The organism is Flagellimonas sp. (assembly GCF_965215805.1).
In the GTDB taxonomy this organism is placed as follows: domain Bacteria; phylum Bacteroidota; class Bacteroidia; order Flavobacteriales; family Flavobacteriaceae; genus Flagellimonas.
Window position 1 is genome coordinate 527822 of record NZ_OZ244124.1, and the last position, 15006, is coordinate 542827.

At 42.6% G+C, this 15006-nt stretch carries 14 protein-coding genes; 2 read left to right on the top strand and 12 right to left on the bottom strand.

What is annotated here, in order from left to right; genetic code table 11:
• Position 1 precedes the first annotated feature (1 nt).
• From ACOOE0_RS02325 to ACOOE0_RS02350, 6 genes are all read right to left on the bottom strand, one after another.
• Complete coding sequence (locus tag ACOOE0_RS02325) at positions 2 to 436, bottom strand: OB-fold protein (protein ID WP_420400867.1); 435 nt, start codon at positions 434 to 436, stop codon at positions 2 to 4.
• An 81-nt stretch (positions 437 to 517) separates the two neighbouring features.
• Positions 518 to 799 (bottom strand): hypothetical protein, encoded by a 282-nt coding sequence (locus ACOOE0_RS02330; protein ID WP_420400868.1) that lies wholly within the window; start codon positions 797 to 799, stop codon positions 518 to 520.
• A gap of 10 nt (positions 800 to 809) precedes the next feature.
• Positions 810 to 1655, bottom strand: a complete 846-nt coding sequence (locus ACOOE0_RS02335) for a DUF5777 family beta-barrel protein (protein WP_420400869.1) — start codon at positions 1653 to 1655, stop codon at positions 810 to 812.
• 12 nt (positions 1656 to 1667) lie between these two features.
• Positions 1668 to 2048: a hypothetical protein gene (locus ACOOE0_RS02340; RefSeq protein ID WP_420400870.1), complete on the bottom strand. Its 381-nt coding sequence runs from the start codon at positions 2046 to 2048 to the stop codon at positions 1668 to 1670.
• On the bottom strand, positions 2048 to 2596 hold the full coding sequence (locus tag ACOOE0_RS02345; RefSeq protein WP_420400871.1) for a YceI family protein: 549 nt from the start codon (positions 2594 to 2596) through the stop codon (positions 2048 to 2050). Before ACOOE0_RS02345 ends, ACOOE0_RS02340 begins: the two co-directional genes overlap by 1 nt.
• Positions 2597 to 2614: 18 nt before the next feature.
• A complete protein-coding gene (locus tag ACOOE0_RS02350; protein ID WP_420400872.1) occupies positions 2615 to 2971 on the bottom strand; it encodes a hypothetical protein in 357 nt (118 codons plus the stop codon).
• Between the two features lie 233 nt (positions 2972 to 3204).
• Here ACOOE0_RS02350 and ACOOE0_RS02355 point away from each other — a divergent pair, with 233 nt between their 5' ends.
• A complete protein-coding gene (locus ACOOE0_RS02355; RefSeq protein WP_420400873.1) occupies positions 3205 to 4311 on the top strand; it encodes a LytR/AlgR family response regulator transcription factor in 1107 nt (368 codons plus the stop codon).
• Positions 4312 to 4364: 53 nt separating this feature from the next.
• Here ACOOE0_RS02355 and ACOOE0_RS02360 read toward each other — a convergent pair whose 3' ends face one another.
• The 5 genes from ACOOE0_RS02360 to ACOOE0_RS02380 all read right to left on the bottom strand — a co-directional run bounded on the left by ACOOE0_RS02360 (position 4365) and on the right by ACOOE0_RS02380 (position 13192).
• Positions 4365 to 5690 carry a TolC family protein gene (locus ACOOE0_RS02360; RefSeq protein WP_420400874.1) on the bottom strand — a complete coding sequence of 442 codons (1326 nt, stop codon included), beginning with the start codon at positions 5688 to 5690 and terminating at the stop codon, positions 4365 to 4367.
• The gene (locus tag ACOOE0_RS02365; protein WP_420400875.1) at positions 5687 to 8974 is read right to left on the bottom strand and encodes an efflux RND transporter permease subunit; all 3288 of its coding nucleotides are present in this window, start codon (positions 8972 to 8974) and stop codon (positions 5687 to 5689) included. Before ACOOE0_RS02365 ends, ACOOE0_RS02360 begins: the two co-directional genes overlap by 4 nt.
• Entirely contained in the window at positions 8971 to 10107 is a 1137-nt protein-coding gene (locus tag ACOOE0_RS02370) for an efflux RND transporter periplasmic adaptor subunit (protein ID WP_420400876.1), read from the bottom strand. The genes ACOOE0_RS02365 and ACOOE0_RS02370 overlap by 4 nt, the downstream gene beginning before the upstream one ends.
• Positions 10108 to 10261: 154 nt before the next feature.
• Positions 10262 to 11146, bottom strand: coding sequence for a leucine-rich repeat domain-containing protein (locus ACOOE0_RS02375; protein WP_420400877.1), 885 nt, complete (start codon positions 11144 to 11146; stop codon positions 10262 to 10264).
• A 135-nt stretch (positions 11147 to 11281) separates the two neighbouring features.
• Positions 11282 to 13192, bottom strand: a complete 1911-nt coding sequence (locus ACOOE0_RS02380) for an ABC-F family ATP-binding cassette domain-containing protein (protein WP_420400878.1) — start codon at positions 13190 to 13192, stop codon at positions 11282 to 11284.
• 66 nt (positions 13193 to 13258) lie between these two features.
• Here ACOOE0_RS02380 and ACOOE0_RS02385 point away from each other — a divergent pair, with 66 nt between their 5' ends.
• Entirely contained in the window at positions 13259 to 13651 is a 393-nt protein-coding gene (locus ACOOE0_RS02385; protein ID WP_420400879.1) for a DUF983 domain-containing protein, read from the top strand.
• Between the two features lie 140 nt (positions 13652 to 13791).
• Here the strand turns inward: ACOOE0_RS02385 and ACOOE0_RS02390 are convergent, their stop codons facing one another.
• On the bottom strand, positions 13792 to 14859 hold the full coding sequence (locus ACOOE0_RS02390) for an NAD(P)/FAD-dependent oxidoreductase (protein WP_420400880.1): 1068 nt from the start codon (positions 14857 to 14859) through the stop codon (positions 13792 to 13794).
• Positions 14860 to 15006 lie beyond the last annotated feature (147 nt).

Here is a 15006-nt window from a genome sequence, read left to right on the forward strand (position 1 = left end):
ACTATTCATGACTTACTACACAATTCAAAAATATGGCATCTTTTAAAATGCCTTTGAAAACACCTTTTATGACCAAAGTGTCTGTTGGTTCAAATTTGCTGATAAGATGTTCCTGACCTTCCATCATATCACAAATAATGGATGGATGCTCCTTCCCCTCAACATGCAAGATAACAGTAAGTCGGTTATTTTTTTCGTTGATTTCCTTGATTGCCCCTGTTATTTCAATAACCTTCTCAGCGGACAATAGGCCAGCCGTATCCTTTTTTTCCAGCAAATCCAACAGATCGTTGGCACTGATGTACAGCTCAGGTTCTGCATTGGCCATATCCAAGGATTTTGCTGACACTATGTACCAAACCATGTATATGCCCAAAAACAAAAGACCTACTGCCATCCAGAGGGTCAAACGGTTTTTCCTAGTCAAACTTCCCATCTTGCCTTCAATAGAAACCCAGGGTCTTATTTAAAACCCTGGGTCCAAAACTACTAAAACTAATTTCCCTTTTCAAAGTAGTTATGCCGCACTGGATCCAACTTTGGCACACTGGCACAAAGGCGGCACATAATTTTCTTTCTTTATTTTATCACCTAAAGGTGGGTGTCCTATTTCCATTAATTTGTTAAGCACCAAAGCCAGCTCATTGGCACTGCCAAAATGAAACCAAATCACGGAATCCATTGGATTGGCGTACACATTGTGTATCCCCTCTATTCCTATAAGCCGTTCCTTAATAACACCTGCACATTCATCGCAAAAAGCATGTGCCACCGGAATTTTTGCCAAACTTTTTTTCATGCTGTTTGTCTTAAAATACCCTTGATAAATTGAACCCAAAGAAGATGTCTCCATCACCCCAATCTCCTGTTGCCTGACCTAAAAAATAATTGGTGTTCATAGGCTGGGCATTGGTAAAATGCAACTGAAAAACATGTCCTCCCGTTTCTAGGTCAAAACCTATGGACAACGCATTCTTAAATGGGGAATTATCCGCTCGGTTCAAATGCCAACCATAATCCATATTTAGACTCCATCTTTTGGTCAGCTTATATCTTCCCCCAATACCCAAGGCAAATTGCGCGTTGTCCTGCTCCTCCAAGCTGACCAGGTTGTCATGGAAAAATGTGGGTGTCAATTGCAAGGAAACATTATTGTTCAACTTTCTTGAAATCAAGGCAGACACTGCATAGCCCACTCGATGTTTGAACTCAAGACCTGGTAAACCAACCTCATCCAAAGCGGTGTTTATCAAAGCTGAATTGAACAAAACCACTGTTACGGGAGATGCCCCTTCCTTTTGACGCAACAATCGCAACTTAAGAGAGCCTTCGTAGGTTTTTTGGAAGGAACTTCTTGAGATGCCCAGGTTGATCCCATCCGTAATCCCATAAATAAGGTTCAATCGGGTAACGGCCTGATCCAACCCAAAAAAATCATCAATTCCAGTCTTTATGGTTCCAAAACGGTGCGAAACCACGAAATAGAGCTCTTTTTGGGAGACCATTTTTGTAGATTCAAAATTTACAATTTTCAAGCCCTTAAAAGCTGCTGATTCATAGGCTGCCGAATCATCAATTTCAACATCCTCCAACAAATCCTGTTGGCTAAACATAATTGAGGGCGCAAGGGCCAAAAACACTATTAGTCTTTTCATGATTTAGTATCTCTAATTGGTAATTGTTGCTTGGTCTATTTTCACTATTTCCAAAAGATCATCATACCCAATACACCTTCCCTTTATGGTTAAATAATCTTCTACTTGGATTGCGGAATGTGGGGTGTCCAACAAATTGATCTGCACCTTGTGGTCCAGATATATGGATTGTTGGTCAATTTCCGTCACCCTTCCTGTGGTTATAATGGCCTGATCAATGAATTGGGCTCCGCTTTCCTCGGAAAAATGTTCAAATAAGCTCAGTGCCGTTAGTTGATGGGCGGCTTCCTCCTTCAAAATGTTCCTGGACTCTGGATAAAGGGTCTTGTACCCAACAATTGCCAGAGCTACTATCGCTATGGCGATAAACATCAAAAGGTATTTCCTAGCCATTACTTTCTTTTCAGTTTAAAATCGAATTTGACTTGGACCTCCTTGGCAATTTGGTTTCTGACAATCCGAGGAATTTCAATATCAAAATCAGCAGGGGAAACGGTGAAGTTGCCCAAGAGGGATAACACATCATTGACCAATTGTGCATTGACAGCCGTTCGGATTTCCTTTACTTTTCCATGAAAGTCAAGGGTACCCTCAAGCTGCACCTCCCCTCCTGAGGATGGCAGGTCGGCCAAATCAAAATTTTTCAAGGCTCCCCTGAAAATGGCCTTTGGAAATTGGTCCGATTCGGCATAGCTTTCATTGAAATGTTCCTGCATTAGGGAATTTTTGAACTCAAATGCCCTAACCAATGCCAGAGATGCCAATTCGTTGGTTTTGGCATCAAAAACCGCAGTGGCCGCACTATTGATAGCTTTAACCTCCTCAAAAAGCTCCTCGGAAGCTTCAAATATTACGACCCCATTTCTATCGATAAATTTGTCCTGGGCAATGCCCTGAAAATTCCAAAGGCATAGTAGGAGGAGAAATGAGATCTTAGCCATGCGCTGGACCATTTTCTCTTAGTTTTCCAAGGTTCCGTCCTCAATCCACTGCTCAAACAAATCTATTGTCGATTGAGGTAGTCTCCCTGCAGGTGGCATTGATCTAGCTTCAGAGGTTTGTCTGCTTATAGCAGTTAAAATACCTCCTGCCCTGCTCTGGACTTCGGTAAAGTTGGTCAAGGAAAAGGGTGCTCCATTTTGAGTAGGTGAGGAATGGCATCCCAAACAGCTTCCGCCAATCAAGGCGCTTATGTTACCATCATAAGTGACCAAATCTTCATTGGGCGGGGTTAGATCTTCTTCACTATCGCTTGAACAGCTTGCGAAGACGACCAAAACTGCCAGTGAGCATAGATACATTAGTTTCTTTTTCATGATTGTGATTGTTTTTGAGTTTAATAATGTCATTTGATTTACACTACCAAAACAACAGTACCTCAGGCAATTATGAAGGGTAAACCTTTGTGAAAGGGAAAACTGGGCCTTGACAGGGAATTTTTGGCCTTAAAAGGAATTCCTGACCATGTTGCCGAAAAAGTAAAGCTTGAATGCTTTTACAAAGGGGGTATAAAATCATTATATTGGATAAAAAATTTGTTGGAAACCCTATGAGAAAGGATAGGTTATACTTTTTAACGTTTATTTCCATCACGGTCATCTATGCCATAATTGCGAGCATTGCCCTGCACTATTTGACCAAATCCGGGACCCTTACCCTGCTGGAAACTTATCTGGAATTCAGTAAAAATGAGGCCAAATCCTTTTCCACTTTGGTAGGTCAAAAGACACAAATGGGGATTGCCAAGGACTCTATTGTCCAGAGCGTGCAGCAAAGTCTTGAGGAAACCGATACAGATATTGGGTATTTGAGCATTCTGGATTGGTCTGGAAAGATCATTTGCCATCCTGACATCAAAATTGTTGGGCAACAAGCCGGTGGATCTAAATCCTTTGTTTCTTCCGTCGCTGATGAATTGACGGTGGAAAGTTTTTATGGTCAACTCAACCAACGCTTAAAAGAGAACCGCGATTCAGCAAATCCAGCGTTGGTGAAAGAATCCGAGGTAATCCATTTATATCCCGTAAGTGGCTCTGACTGGATTGTGGCAGCACACATCGGCATTGACAATATTTCCCAAAGATTGCAGGAAATGAGAAATCGGTTTTATACCATTTTTCTTCTCATGGGACTCTTTGTGGTTCTTTCCTATGTGGTAGTGGTTCGCCTTATTGGGAGCAACTATGAAAAACAGTTGGAGGCCAAAAACAAGCAGCTGGAAGATGAAGTAATCAACCTTTCCAAATTAAATAGGGCCGTTGGGGATTATCAACAACGTGTATCCGTAAAAAGTAAGGGAGATAAGGAAGACACTACCATTAAACGAAGAATCCTTACCTACATTCGTAATGAACTGTTGCCTGTGGCTACTGAGGAGATTGCCCATATCTATACCGAAAACTCCATTACCTATGTGGTTTGTTTTGATGGGAAACGGTCCACTACCAATTCCAGTCTGGATGAGCTGTTTTCACAACTGGACAGTGCTCATTTTTTTAGGGCCAACAGACAATTTATCATTGCCATTTCCAGCATTGACAAAATTGTGAAATATGGGAAAAATCAATTAAAGATTTTGGTGGTTCCCAAATCTGAGGCCGGTATTCTAATTAGCAAGAACAAGGCCGCAGAATTTAAGCAATGGTTAAATCTCTAACCCTTGTAGAACTCTCCCTAATCGGAAGTTAAGATGCGGTTGTAGTTTATTAATCAGAAATCGACGTTGAGCAACTGCCCGCTGATCTGCAACATCTGCAGTTCTGCCAATTTTGCACTGTATTTGGCCTGACTTTGGGCCAATTCTGCATTTAAAAGGTTCAATTGTGCCTGTCTGAATTCGATAGAGGTTACCTGCCCCAACTTATAACGTTCATCCGTTCGGTTAAAATTGTCTTGATTGGTCTGTAGGTTCTTTTCCTGGACCTCCAGAACATAAAGCGCGTTGGTGTAGCTGTCCCAAGCATTGCGAATATCGCGTTCCACCTCCAAAGCAATTTGCTTTTGCAACAGCTCTTGGGTCTCGTAGTTGATTTTGGTATTCTTAATGTTGGTGATACTTCTCCCCCCGTCAAACAAATTCCAAGTAAGGTTTATACCTCCAGTAACCCCTGTAGCCGTGTTTTGCACAACAAAGGCCAAAGGACTGTTGTTGTTGGATTCGTTCCACCCATAAGTCCCTGTAAGGCCTATGGTGGGCAAATATGCGCTTTTGGCAGATTTAAAGTTGTAATTGTTGATGTTCAGCTGCTTTTCTGCAATCTGTAGTCGAATATTATTGTCTTTAGCCTCGTTGTGCATGTTTTCCATTTCCAGACCAGAAACAAAATTCACCGTGGTGTCCGCCGCAAAGGTGGTGGCTAGTTCCCTATTTAGAATCAGATTCAGGTCGCGCATGGTGTTGCGCAGCTGTTGTCTGGAATTCAATAGGTTGATGCTATCGGTATTGATATCCACTTCGGCATTCAACACATCCAAGCCCGTATTCTGACCATATTCGAATTGGTATTCTGCCCTGGTTAGTCTATCCTTTGAAATTCCCAAGGCGCTTTCAAGGTTTTGCGTGTTCTCGGTCAATCGAGCTACTTCATAATAGACCGTAAACAACTGCAAAATGGTAGTTTCTATGGTCTGCTGTACTTCCAGTTCGGATTGTTGGGAGCGCTCCTTGAAACTCTTATAGTTATAATGACGGCCCAAGCCATCAAAAAGCGTGTAATTTACGTTTACCGAGGCATTATATCTCCTGGTTTCCACACCATCAGCTGTTCGTGTTTCCCCATTGCCCAAGGTCCCCTCTGTGTTTTGTCTATCAATGGTCCCTCCTCCATTGGCAGTCACTGAGGGCAAATATCCAGAATTTAAAATGTTGGCATTGTTATCATCAATTCTTTGGGTATTTCTTGCCACCTGAATTCCCAAATTGTTTTGCAGTGCCAAGTCAATTGCTTCCTCTTTGGACAACAAGGGTTCTTGAGCCTGGGTCCAATTTGCGAATGTGAAAATAAATAAGGGTAGGGTATAAAATATACGTTTCATTCTGTAGTGCCTTCTAAAACTTTAGGAGCTTCTTCCTTCTCTATGTGGGTAGAACTTCCATTCTGACTGTATAGTCCCTCGTGCATCATATGTTCTTCTTCGTTACGTTCCCTAATGGATCGTTCCACTTCTTCCTTAGTTGCCTTTTCACCCGTCCACATCTGTTTCACAAATACCTTGACGTAGTTGCCAAAAGAAAGAAAAATGGGTAGCATCAAAAGGGTAAGAACAGTGGCAAATCCAATACCATAGGCAATGGAAAGTGCCATGGGTTTTAAGAATTGCGCCTGACGGCTCTTTTCCAAAAGAAGGGGTGCCAAACCTGCTATGGTGGTAACAGAAGTCAAGAAGATAGCCCGGAACCTAGATCGACCAGCCTCATAAATGGCCTCATCAAACTTTAAACCGTCCCGTAAATTATTGTTGAACTTTCCAATGAGCACCAATCCATCATTAACCATAATCCCAATCAACGCAATGATTCCTAAAAGAGATAAAATGTTTATTGAAAAGTTATGAATCCAATGGCCCCACGCAACGGCCGTTAAGCTAAATGGAACCATCAATATCAACAATAAAGGTTGACTAAAACTCCTAAAGGTAAAGGCTATGGTCACAAATATGAGAATAAGTACGGTAAGACCAACAAATCGCAAAGAGTTTCTAAACTTTAGTGCTTCCCTATTCTGACCCTCATAAGAAGGTGTGATGGAGGGATATCTTGATAGAATATCCGGCATTATCTCGTTTCGAATCCAAGCCATGGCATCTGGTCCTGTATAGACTTTATCATTGGTCAAGTCTGATGAAATTTGGATTTCCCGTTGTCCATCCAAATGGTTGATGGCCACATCGCCCCGCTCTATGGAATAAGACGCTATCTCCTTAAGCGGAATGCGCTCACCGTTAGGAGCCACAATGCGCATGTCATCCAAATCCGTAATGGAGGAGCGGTTGCTGCGATCGTAGCGAACCCAAACCCGAATCTCATCCTGTCCACGCTGAAAACGTTGCGCCTGGGAGCCAAAAAATCCGGCCCTTACCTGATTCATGACACTACGCAAGTCCAATCCCAACAAATAGGCATTTTCCTTGAGTTGAATTCGAATTTCCTTGATTCCTGCCGGATCATTATCCGCCACATCCTTTAAGAGGGCATTGTTTACCATGGCAGTCTTTAACTCTTGTTTGGCCGCCTTGAGTTCGGCAATATTGTTACCCAAAAGCGAAACGGAAACTGGATCCCCTCCAAAATTGCCACCAGAACCATAAATCAAACTTTCAACCCCAATCACAGGGCCTACCAGTTCCCTTAATCTTCCCGCTACCATCGGAGAAACGATCTCATCCGGGCGTTCTTCCCCTGGCAATAGATTGATAATCAAAGTAGCCGTGGAAGAACCTGGTCCAAGAGTCTTCAGCATGTTCTCAAATAGCACCTTATCCGTTCCCTGCAAATATTCCTCCGTAAGCTGTTGGTTGACGACCTCTGCCTTTTCCTGAATCATGCTAATGATGGAATCCGTTACCTTTTCATTGGTTCCGTTGGGCATTTGCAGCTCCACGGCAACCCTGTCACTGGCAATTTGGGGAAAGAAAGCAGTTCTAATAATCCCGCCACCAATAGAACCAAATGTCAAGGCCAATGCCATAAAGAAAATGGAAAAGGTTAAAAACTTATACCGCAAGGCAAAGCGAAGCGCTGGACTATACCATTTATCACGCATCCAGGCCATGGTCTGATCACCCAGTTTGTTGATGACCCTTAACTTGGCAAAAATTCGACCTATGCTGGACTTTGGATCCTGACTCTTGGGCCGTAATGCTTTGGAATGGGCCAAGTGAGCGGGCAGAATAATCAGGGCTTCCACCAAAGACACTACCAAGGTAAGAATCACGATCACGGATACTTCGCTAAAGAAATCTCCAATTCTTCCGTCCAAAAACAGGAAAATGGAAAAGGCCAGGATAGTGGTTATGATGGCCGATAAAATGGGAGGAATCACCTCCATGGTTCCATCAATGGCTGCCTTTATGGGGCTTTTTCCTTTTTCGTAATGCTGATAAATGTTTTCAGCAATCACAATTCCGTCATCCACCAAAATCCCAATTACAATGATCATCCCGAATAAGGAAAGTACGTTGATAGTCACATTGAGCATTGGGGCAAAAACAAACATCCCCAGGAATGCTACGGGAAGGCCAAAAGCCACCCAAAAGGCCAATCGTATATTCAGAAAGAGGGATAAAAAGATAAGGACCAAAATCATCCCAATGATTGCGTTCGTGGTGAGAAGGTCTGTTCGTTGGGTCAAGGTTTTGGATTGATCGCTGATTACCTCCAATTGGGCGTTGGAATATTTTTTATTGAAATCCGCAATGTATTCTTTCACACTTTCTGCAGAATCAATCAAATCTTCGGTATTGGTACTGGTCACGGTAACGTTAACCGACAGTTCATCATTGAGGAAGGACGCATTTGGAGTCTCAGAGAAGCGATCTCTAATGATGGCCACATCTTTTAAGCGAATGGCTCTTCCGGACGCATCTGCCCTAACCACCACATTGGAAAGTTCATCGCCATAATAAGAGCGGTTGTTGGCCCTGATCAGATATTCCTCCGCATCAGTTTTGATATTCCCCCCAGTCACCAGAATATTGGCACTCGAAACTGCCTGCGCCACTTCGCTAAAGGACAAATTATAGGCCAGTAGACTATTTTCATTGACTGCGATTTCAATTTCTTCTTGAGGATATCCTGAAATTTCAATCTGGGAAATCCCATCGACTGCCCGAAGATCATTTTCTATCTGTCTTCCAATTTGTTTTAAGGTGGCGAGAGGAATGTCATTTCCGCTTACCGCGAAACTAATGGTAGGTCTTACCGCCTCAAGCTTGGAAACCACCAAAGGTTCCATCCCAGTAGGGAAAGTGGGAACCCTATCCACAGCATTTTTTACTTCGAGAAGCATAAAATCAATATCTCGCCCCTTTTCAATCTCCACGTTGATACTTCCGCTGTTTTCCCTTGAGGTGGAGGTTACCCGTTCCACCCCTTGAAGTCCCTTAAGGTTGTCCTCAATCTTTAATACAATACCTTCTTCCACTTCCAATGGGGAAGCCCCAGGATAGGTGATATTGATCAATACATTCTGGGATTCCACCAGAGGGAAAAAGGAAGACTTTAGTGAAAATGCCCCTACTAACCCAAAAATGAAAAAGGTAATGATAATCACATTGACTGCTACGTGATACTTGATAAAATAGGATATGACCTTTCTCACGACTTGGCTCTTTTGGTGTTAGCGGCGTCGTATACTTTCACTACCATGCCGGCATAAGCTCCGGAAACTGCCTTGGAAACAATAACTTCATCATTGGGGACATCTTTGAGCACCACCTTTTTATCCGTGAAGTAAACGGGATTTACATCGATGACATCCAAGATGGAATCACGAACCACAAAGATCTGGTTGTTTTCCAACAGCAAGGAACGATCCACTTCAATGGCGTTGGGTTCCTCCTTGGCTTCCAGGTTGGCTTCCAAATATTGCCCTTCCTTAAGCTTATCACCACTGACCTCAATATAGACTGTAATGGTTTGGGAGTTTTGATCTACACGGCCGTTCACCCGAGTCACTTCCCCATTAAATTTTTCAGTCTTCTCTAGATTGAAAAGTTTCACTTCCTTGCCCACGGTCAAATAATCACCATAGGTTTTGCTTACGGAAACTTCCAACTCATACACACCAGTATTGATAAATTCGCCCAACTTTTGTCCCACCCTGATCAAAGTTCCTTCGGTGACCAAAGCGTCCGTTAACACACCCTTAAAGGGTGCTGATATGGCATACTTGGACAAGCGTTGTTCCAAGTTCTTTACGTTGTAGTAGTTGGATATTACTCCGCGGCCAGAGATGAAGAATTTCTCCTTTTCACCAGTCATTTCGGGTAATTTGGGCGTGGTTTTGTCCAAATCAAAGCCATTGAGATAGGCCTGCCATTTGGGATATATGGTAGGGTAGTCCAACCTTAAATCCGGCATAATGGAAGTAAGCAGATTGTATAAGTTGCTTTTGGCCGACTGCACTGATGCGTAATATTCGTTGGCATCTATTCGAATCAAAGTCTGTCCTGCGCCGTACTCCTGCCCAGTACGGAACAATTTGCTCCCTGACCTAAAAACTCCCTGAACCTCCGAAAAAAGTTCTACACGTCTTTTGGCCCTTAAGTTTCCATTGGCTGGAACCACAATGGGAACTGTGGCATTTTTGACCGTATCCACAAAAACAGTTTTTACCACCCTTTGTGGTTGTGGGCGTTTATCCTTCTTGCTTCCTGCAATCATTCTAGCGAAGAAAATGGACAGAAAAATAATGAGGCCACCTGCTATGACCGAGAAAATGAGCTTGCGCATGTGTTGGTACCAATTAGTCTTTGCAAAACTATTGGCTAATGGATGTTTGCTTGGTTAAATATTTCATAAATGTTAAGCATATTGTGTTTATATGACACAAAAAAAGGGGATACACGCCTGTATCCCCAAACCAAACAAACTAAAGTATAACTAACTACTCATTATCGTCAACATCTTCAAATTTTGTATCAGCCATTCGCGTGCGTTGCAGCTGTATTTCGTTAAACTTGGGATTCAAGCTTTTTTCATCGGTATCAAATACCAAAAACTGTCTTGTATCCATCTCTTGCAGCCCCTTGTAGGAATTAAACCTATTGTTCTGCAACTGTAATATTTTTAAGCTCGCCAACTGTCCAAATTCTGAAGGTATTTCTCCTCCCAATTGATTGTTGGCCAGTACCAATTCCTTTAATTGCCCAAGATTTCCCATTTCCTCGGGAATGGTTCCCTCCAAACTATTTTCGAAAAGGCCCAAGGCTTCCAGTTTCGTAAGATTTCCAATAGAGCTTGGGATTATGCCCTTCAAATTGTTACTGGACAGGTTGAGCTCCCGTAGATTTTTGAGTTCCCCAAAGGTTGGCGGAATGGAGCCACTCAGAAAATTGTTGAACATGGAAAATACCTCCAACTCCTGAAGTTGGCCAATTCCAATGGGCAATCCTCCTTTTATCCTGTTCATTTCCAGTCGCAATACCCTTAAACTTTTCAACTTTACAATGTCCTTAGGCAAAACCCCTGTAATGCTGTTGAATGCCAAATTGAGGTGGGTTAGATGCTTAAGCTTACCGATACTCTCAGGTAGAATTCCATCCAAATTGTTCATGAAAAGATTAATCCCCACCACATGATTATCCTTTACCTTAACACCTTTCCATTGGGCCACCGGTTCGTTAAGATTCCAGGTAACCTTCCAGTCCGATCCCTTGGTGCTGTGGTAAAGATCCAACAAAACAGCTTTTTCTTTGGCAGAGATCTCTCCATTGGCCCATCCAATTGTGGAAGCCATTACCAAAAAGCAAAAAACGGTTAGTCTTATCATGAGTTACAATTCAGTTTATAAGAATTTACCTACAAATTACGCATTGAGACAGCAACTCTACAAATTAAATAGGTGTAAGCAGGGAAAAATGTTGTAAACAGGGTGAAAAATGTGGTGTAGAATGGTCTTTAGGGCTTATTCCAAGGATTCCAGCTCATGGGAAAGACTTTCCCAGTCCTGCATTAGGGTCTCCAATTCTTTCTTTTTGCCTTGATAACCATCAAAAAAATTAGGCTTGGCAATGGTTGCATCGTAATCCATGAGCAGGTCGTGATCAATTTCGGCAATTTCCTTTTCCAACTGCGAAATCTTCTTTTCCACCCCACTCAATTTGTTTTTAAGTGATTTTAGCTTCTTTTGGGCTTGATAGTCGTTTTCTTTAGATTTTTCAATTTTGACCTGGGTCTTTTGCTCGCCCTTTTCAATTTTTCGAAAATCCTCGGCCTTTCGTTGCTCCAAATAAAAGTCAATATCCCCCAAATATTCCTTGATTCGGCCTTCCTTGAATTCATACACCCTATCGGTCAATCCCTGAAGAAAATCCCTGTCGTGGGAAACCAGTACCAAAGTGCCCTCAAAGTTTTGCAGGGCTTGTTTCAGTACATTCTTGGATTTAATATCCAAGTGGTTGGTAGGTTCATCCATAACCAATACATTGAAAGGCTGAAGCAGCATTTTGGCCAATGCCAACCGATTTCTTTCCCCTCCGGAAAGCACCTTTACATACTTTTCCACCTCATCCCCTCTAAAGAGAAAGGAGCCCAAAATATCCCTTACTTTACTTCGGTTGCTCTCATTGGCTTCATCAATCATGGTATCCAAAATGGTCTTGTTACCATCCAGATATTCCGCTTGGTTTTGGGCAAAATATCCGATTTGGACGTTATGTCCTATCCTGATGCTTCCTCCGTGGTCCAGTTCGCCCACCATGATCTTGGCCAAGGTGGTCTTTCCTTGCCCATTCTGACCTACGAAGGCTGTTTTGCTGCCGCGCTCCACCAAAAGATCAATTCCGGTCAATACGTGATTGTCACCATAGCTTTTGGAGAGATCTTCCAATTCTGCCACCACTTTTCCTGGGGTGACGGAAACTGGAAATCTCACGTTCATGACGCTATTGTCTTCCTCATCGACTTCAATACGTTCCAGCTTGTCCAACTTTTTAATCAGGGATTGCGCCATGGAGGCCTTGGTAGCCTTCGCACGAAACTTTTCAATGAGTTTTTCGGTCTGTTGGATTTGCTTTTCCTGATTTTTCTGGGCATTTAATTGCTGTTCTTTCATCTCCTTTCTAAGCTCCAGAAACTTGGTGTACGGTTTGTTGTAATCGTAGATTCGTCCCAGTGAAATCTCAATGGTTCTATTGGTCACATTGTCCAAGAACATCTTGTCGTGGGAAACGATGACCACAGCACCGCTATAATTTTTTAAAAACTGCTCCAACCAGATAATGGATTCGATATCCAAATGGTTGGTAGGCTCATCCAAAAGCAGCACATCATTGTTTTGAAGCAGGAGTTTGGCCAGCTCAATCCGCATGCGCCATCCACCGGAAAAGGTATCGGTAATCTTGTCGAAATCCTCCCGCTTGAAGCCCAATCCAATCAGCACCTTTTCGGTATCTCCTTGATAGTTGTAGCCGCCAAGGATTTCATAACGATGGGTCACGTCGATCAAATCTACCATCAATTGGTTGTAGCCTTCGCTTTCGTAATCGGTACGCTCCGCCAGTTCTTGGTTGATCTTTTCCAACTGGAGTTCCAGCGCTTTGATTTCGGTAAAAGCTTGATAGGATTCTTCCAAAACCGTTCGTCCCTGTTCAAAATCAATGTCCTGCTTTAAAAAACCAATCTTAATGTCCTTTTCAGTGGCAATTGTTCCTGTATCAGGAGCCATTTCCTTGGAAAGTAACTTGAGCAAAGTAGATTTGCCTGCCCCATTTTTCCCGATAAGTCCCACACGGTCTCCTCCGTTCAACCGAAAGGCGATTTCCTCAAAAAGATATTCGCCCCCAAAGGCGACCGAAAGATTGTGAATATTAAGCATTTTATGTGACCTGAATTACATAACAAAAGAGGGTTAATCCGTACTTTTGCATCAAAATCGCTGCAAATGTTAAAAAAAGGAAACAAACTCTACAGCATTTTAACAGGAAGTTGCCCCAAATGCCACGAAGAGAGTATGTATGAAAGCACGAATCCCTATGCCATTTCCCAACTGTTCAAGATGCATGAACGTTGTTCGCACTGTGGCACCAAATATAAAATTGAGCCCTCATTTTTCTATGGCTCCATGTATGTGAGTTATGCGGTAGGCATAGCCTTTGGCACCGCTGCGTTTGTCATTGCGTTTTTGATTTTGGGAGCTTCCCTGGTCAACACTTTTATTGCGATAGTTTTGACCCTGATCGTGTTTTTACCCGTGATCATAAGATTGTCCCGAAATATCTGGATCAATTTCTTTTTTAAGTACGAACCTGAGGTCAAGGGTCACGTTCGTCAGTAACAGGTTGATTCTACCTTACCCTTATTAATTAGCCATTTTGCGTTCTGCCAATAGGTTGACACGAATTTCATAAATTGTCACGAATGTGACGGATCCCTATCTCTGACAACTTGTGAGCAAGAAGGAATAATTTCATGTTTTTACTCTACTTTCTTATTTTGGTAATACATTTTGGCGAATCTGTGAATATTGATTTCTGAATCCAGATTGGCTCCTTTTTCAATATGGTTGAAAAGTTGTCCGGAAGCATAGGGAGCGATTATTACCCCTCGGGAACCAAACCCATTTAATACATAAAGATTTTTATGTTCGGGATGTTGCCCTACTAGAGGTCGCCTATCCACTACCGTGGGTCTAATTCCAGCAACATGATCCACAATTTCAAAATCACATTTGAGGAAAGTTTTCAATTTTTCCAAGAGTTCCGATTTGGCCTCTTCCGTAGGAGTATTGGTCTTGTCCTTCCATTTGTAAGTAGCTCCAACCCGATACAAATCATTCCCCATTGGAATGGTAAACACCCCTGATTTGATCACATTTTCCTCTTGGTAAGTCGGTGCTTTGATGGTCAAAAGCTCTCCTTTGGTCCCATTTAGCGGCAAATAACGGAAAAATGGGTTGTTTTTAAGCCCATAGCCCTCGCAAAAGACAATTTGCTTGGCCTTGATGGTTTTGTATGAAATATAATCAGGAAACGCCTTAAAATGGTTAAAGGTGAAGGAGTGAAGGGTCAAATTGCCTTTATCTTGTAAATATTGGGTGTAGGACGCCAGAAGCACAGCAGTATCAATACGTCCTGTGTGAAGCACTTCGCCAAAGCCGTATGGAGCATCCAAAGAAGGGTTTTGGTTTTCTTGAATCGTGGTGGACATAAAGTTTTCCAGTCCAGGTTTGTCAGCCGCCTCAAACCAGAGATTCTGTTCTTCAATGGAAGCGAACTTGCGAAGTACCCGCAATTTATGATCTAGCTCTACGCCCAATTTCTGTTCCATATCCGCATAAAATGGCATGGCCAAATCCAATTGTTCCTTGGCCTTCCAGGCCAGTGTAAAACGCTTTAGAATAACAGGGTTGTACATACCCCCTGCCACCAAGGAGGATTGTTGGGAGTTATCTGAAACGACATGGTATGTCTTCCCTGCTTTTTCAAGGGTTTCACAAAAAGAGATTCCGGCCAAGCCGAGGCCAACTACTAGGTAATCCAACATGGGGCGAATTTATAAATACTGGACGAGAATATGGGTTAAAGGTTCAATGTTGGATTATTGGATTGTTGGATTGTTGGATGTTTGGATATTTTGAAGACAGCTGTCCTTATTACAGCGAGACGGGCAAACAAAAAAACGCCGCACTTT

Excerpts from the sequence above, each read along its gene's own strand:
- ACOOE0_RS02385 (WP_420400879.1), top strand. The coding sequence starts at position 13,259 with ATGTTAAAAAAAGGAAACAAACTCTACAGCATTTTAACAGGAAGTTGC.
- ACOOE0_RS02350 (WP_420400872.1), bottom strand. The coding sequence starts at position 2,971 with ATGAAAAAGAAACTAATGTATCTATGCTCACTGGCAGTTTTGGTCGTC.
- ACOOE0_RS02335 (WP_420400869.1), bottom strand. The coding sequence starts at position 1,655 with ATGAAAAGACTAATAGTGTTTTTGGCCCTTGCGCCCTCAATTATGTTT.
- ACOOE0_RS02330 (WP_420400868.1), bottom strand. The coding sequence starts at position 799 with ATGAAAAAAAGTTTGGCAAAAATTCCGGTGGCACATGCTTTTTGCGAT.
- ACOOE0_RS02360 (WP_420400874.1), bottom strand. The coding sequence starts at position 5,690 with ATGAAACGTATATTTTATACCCTACCCTTATTTATTTTCACATTCGCA.
- ACOOE0_RS02380 (WP_420400878.1), bottom strand. The coding sequence starts at position 13,192 with ATGCTTAATATTCACAATCTTTCGGTCGCCTTTGGGGGCGAATATCTT.
- ACOOE0_RS02390 (WP_420400880.1), bottom strand. The coding sequence starts at position 14,859 with ATGTTGGATTACCTAGTAGTTGGCCTCGGCTTGGCCGGAATCTCTTTT.
- ACOOE0_RS02345 (WP_420400871.1), bottom strand. The coding sequence starts at position 2,596 with ATGGCTAAGATCTCATTTCTCCTCCTACTATGCCTTTGGAATTTTCAG.
- ACOOE0_RS02370 (WP_420400876.1), bottom strand. The coding sequence starts at position 10,107 with ATGCGCAAGCTCATTTTCTCGGTCATAGCAGGTGGCCTCATTATTTTT.
- ACOOE0_RS02375 (WP_420400877.1), bottom strand. The coding sequence starts at position 11,146 with ATGATAAGACTAACCGTTTTTTGCTTTTTGGTAATGGCTTCCACAATT.
- ACOOE0_RS02325 (WP_420400867.1), bottom strand. The coding sequence starts at position 436 with ATGGGAAGTTTGACTAGGAAAAACCGTTTGACCCTCTGGATGGCAGTA.
- ACOOE0_RS02340 (WP_420400870.1), bottom strand. The coding sequence starts at position 2,048 with ATGGCTAGGAAATACCTTTTGATGTTTATCGCCATAGCGATAGTAGCT.
- ACOOE0_RS02355 (WP_420400873.1), top strand. The coding sequence starts at position 3,205 with ATGAGAAAGGATAGGTTATACTTTTTAACGTTTATTTCCATCACGGTC.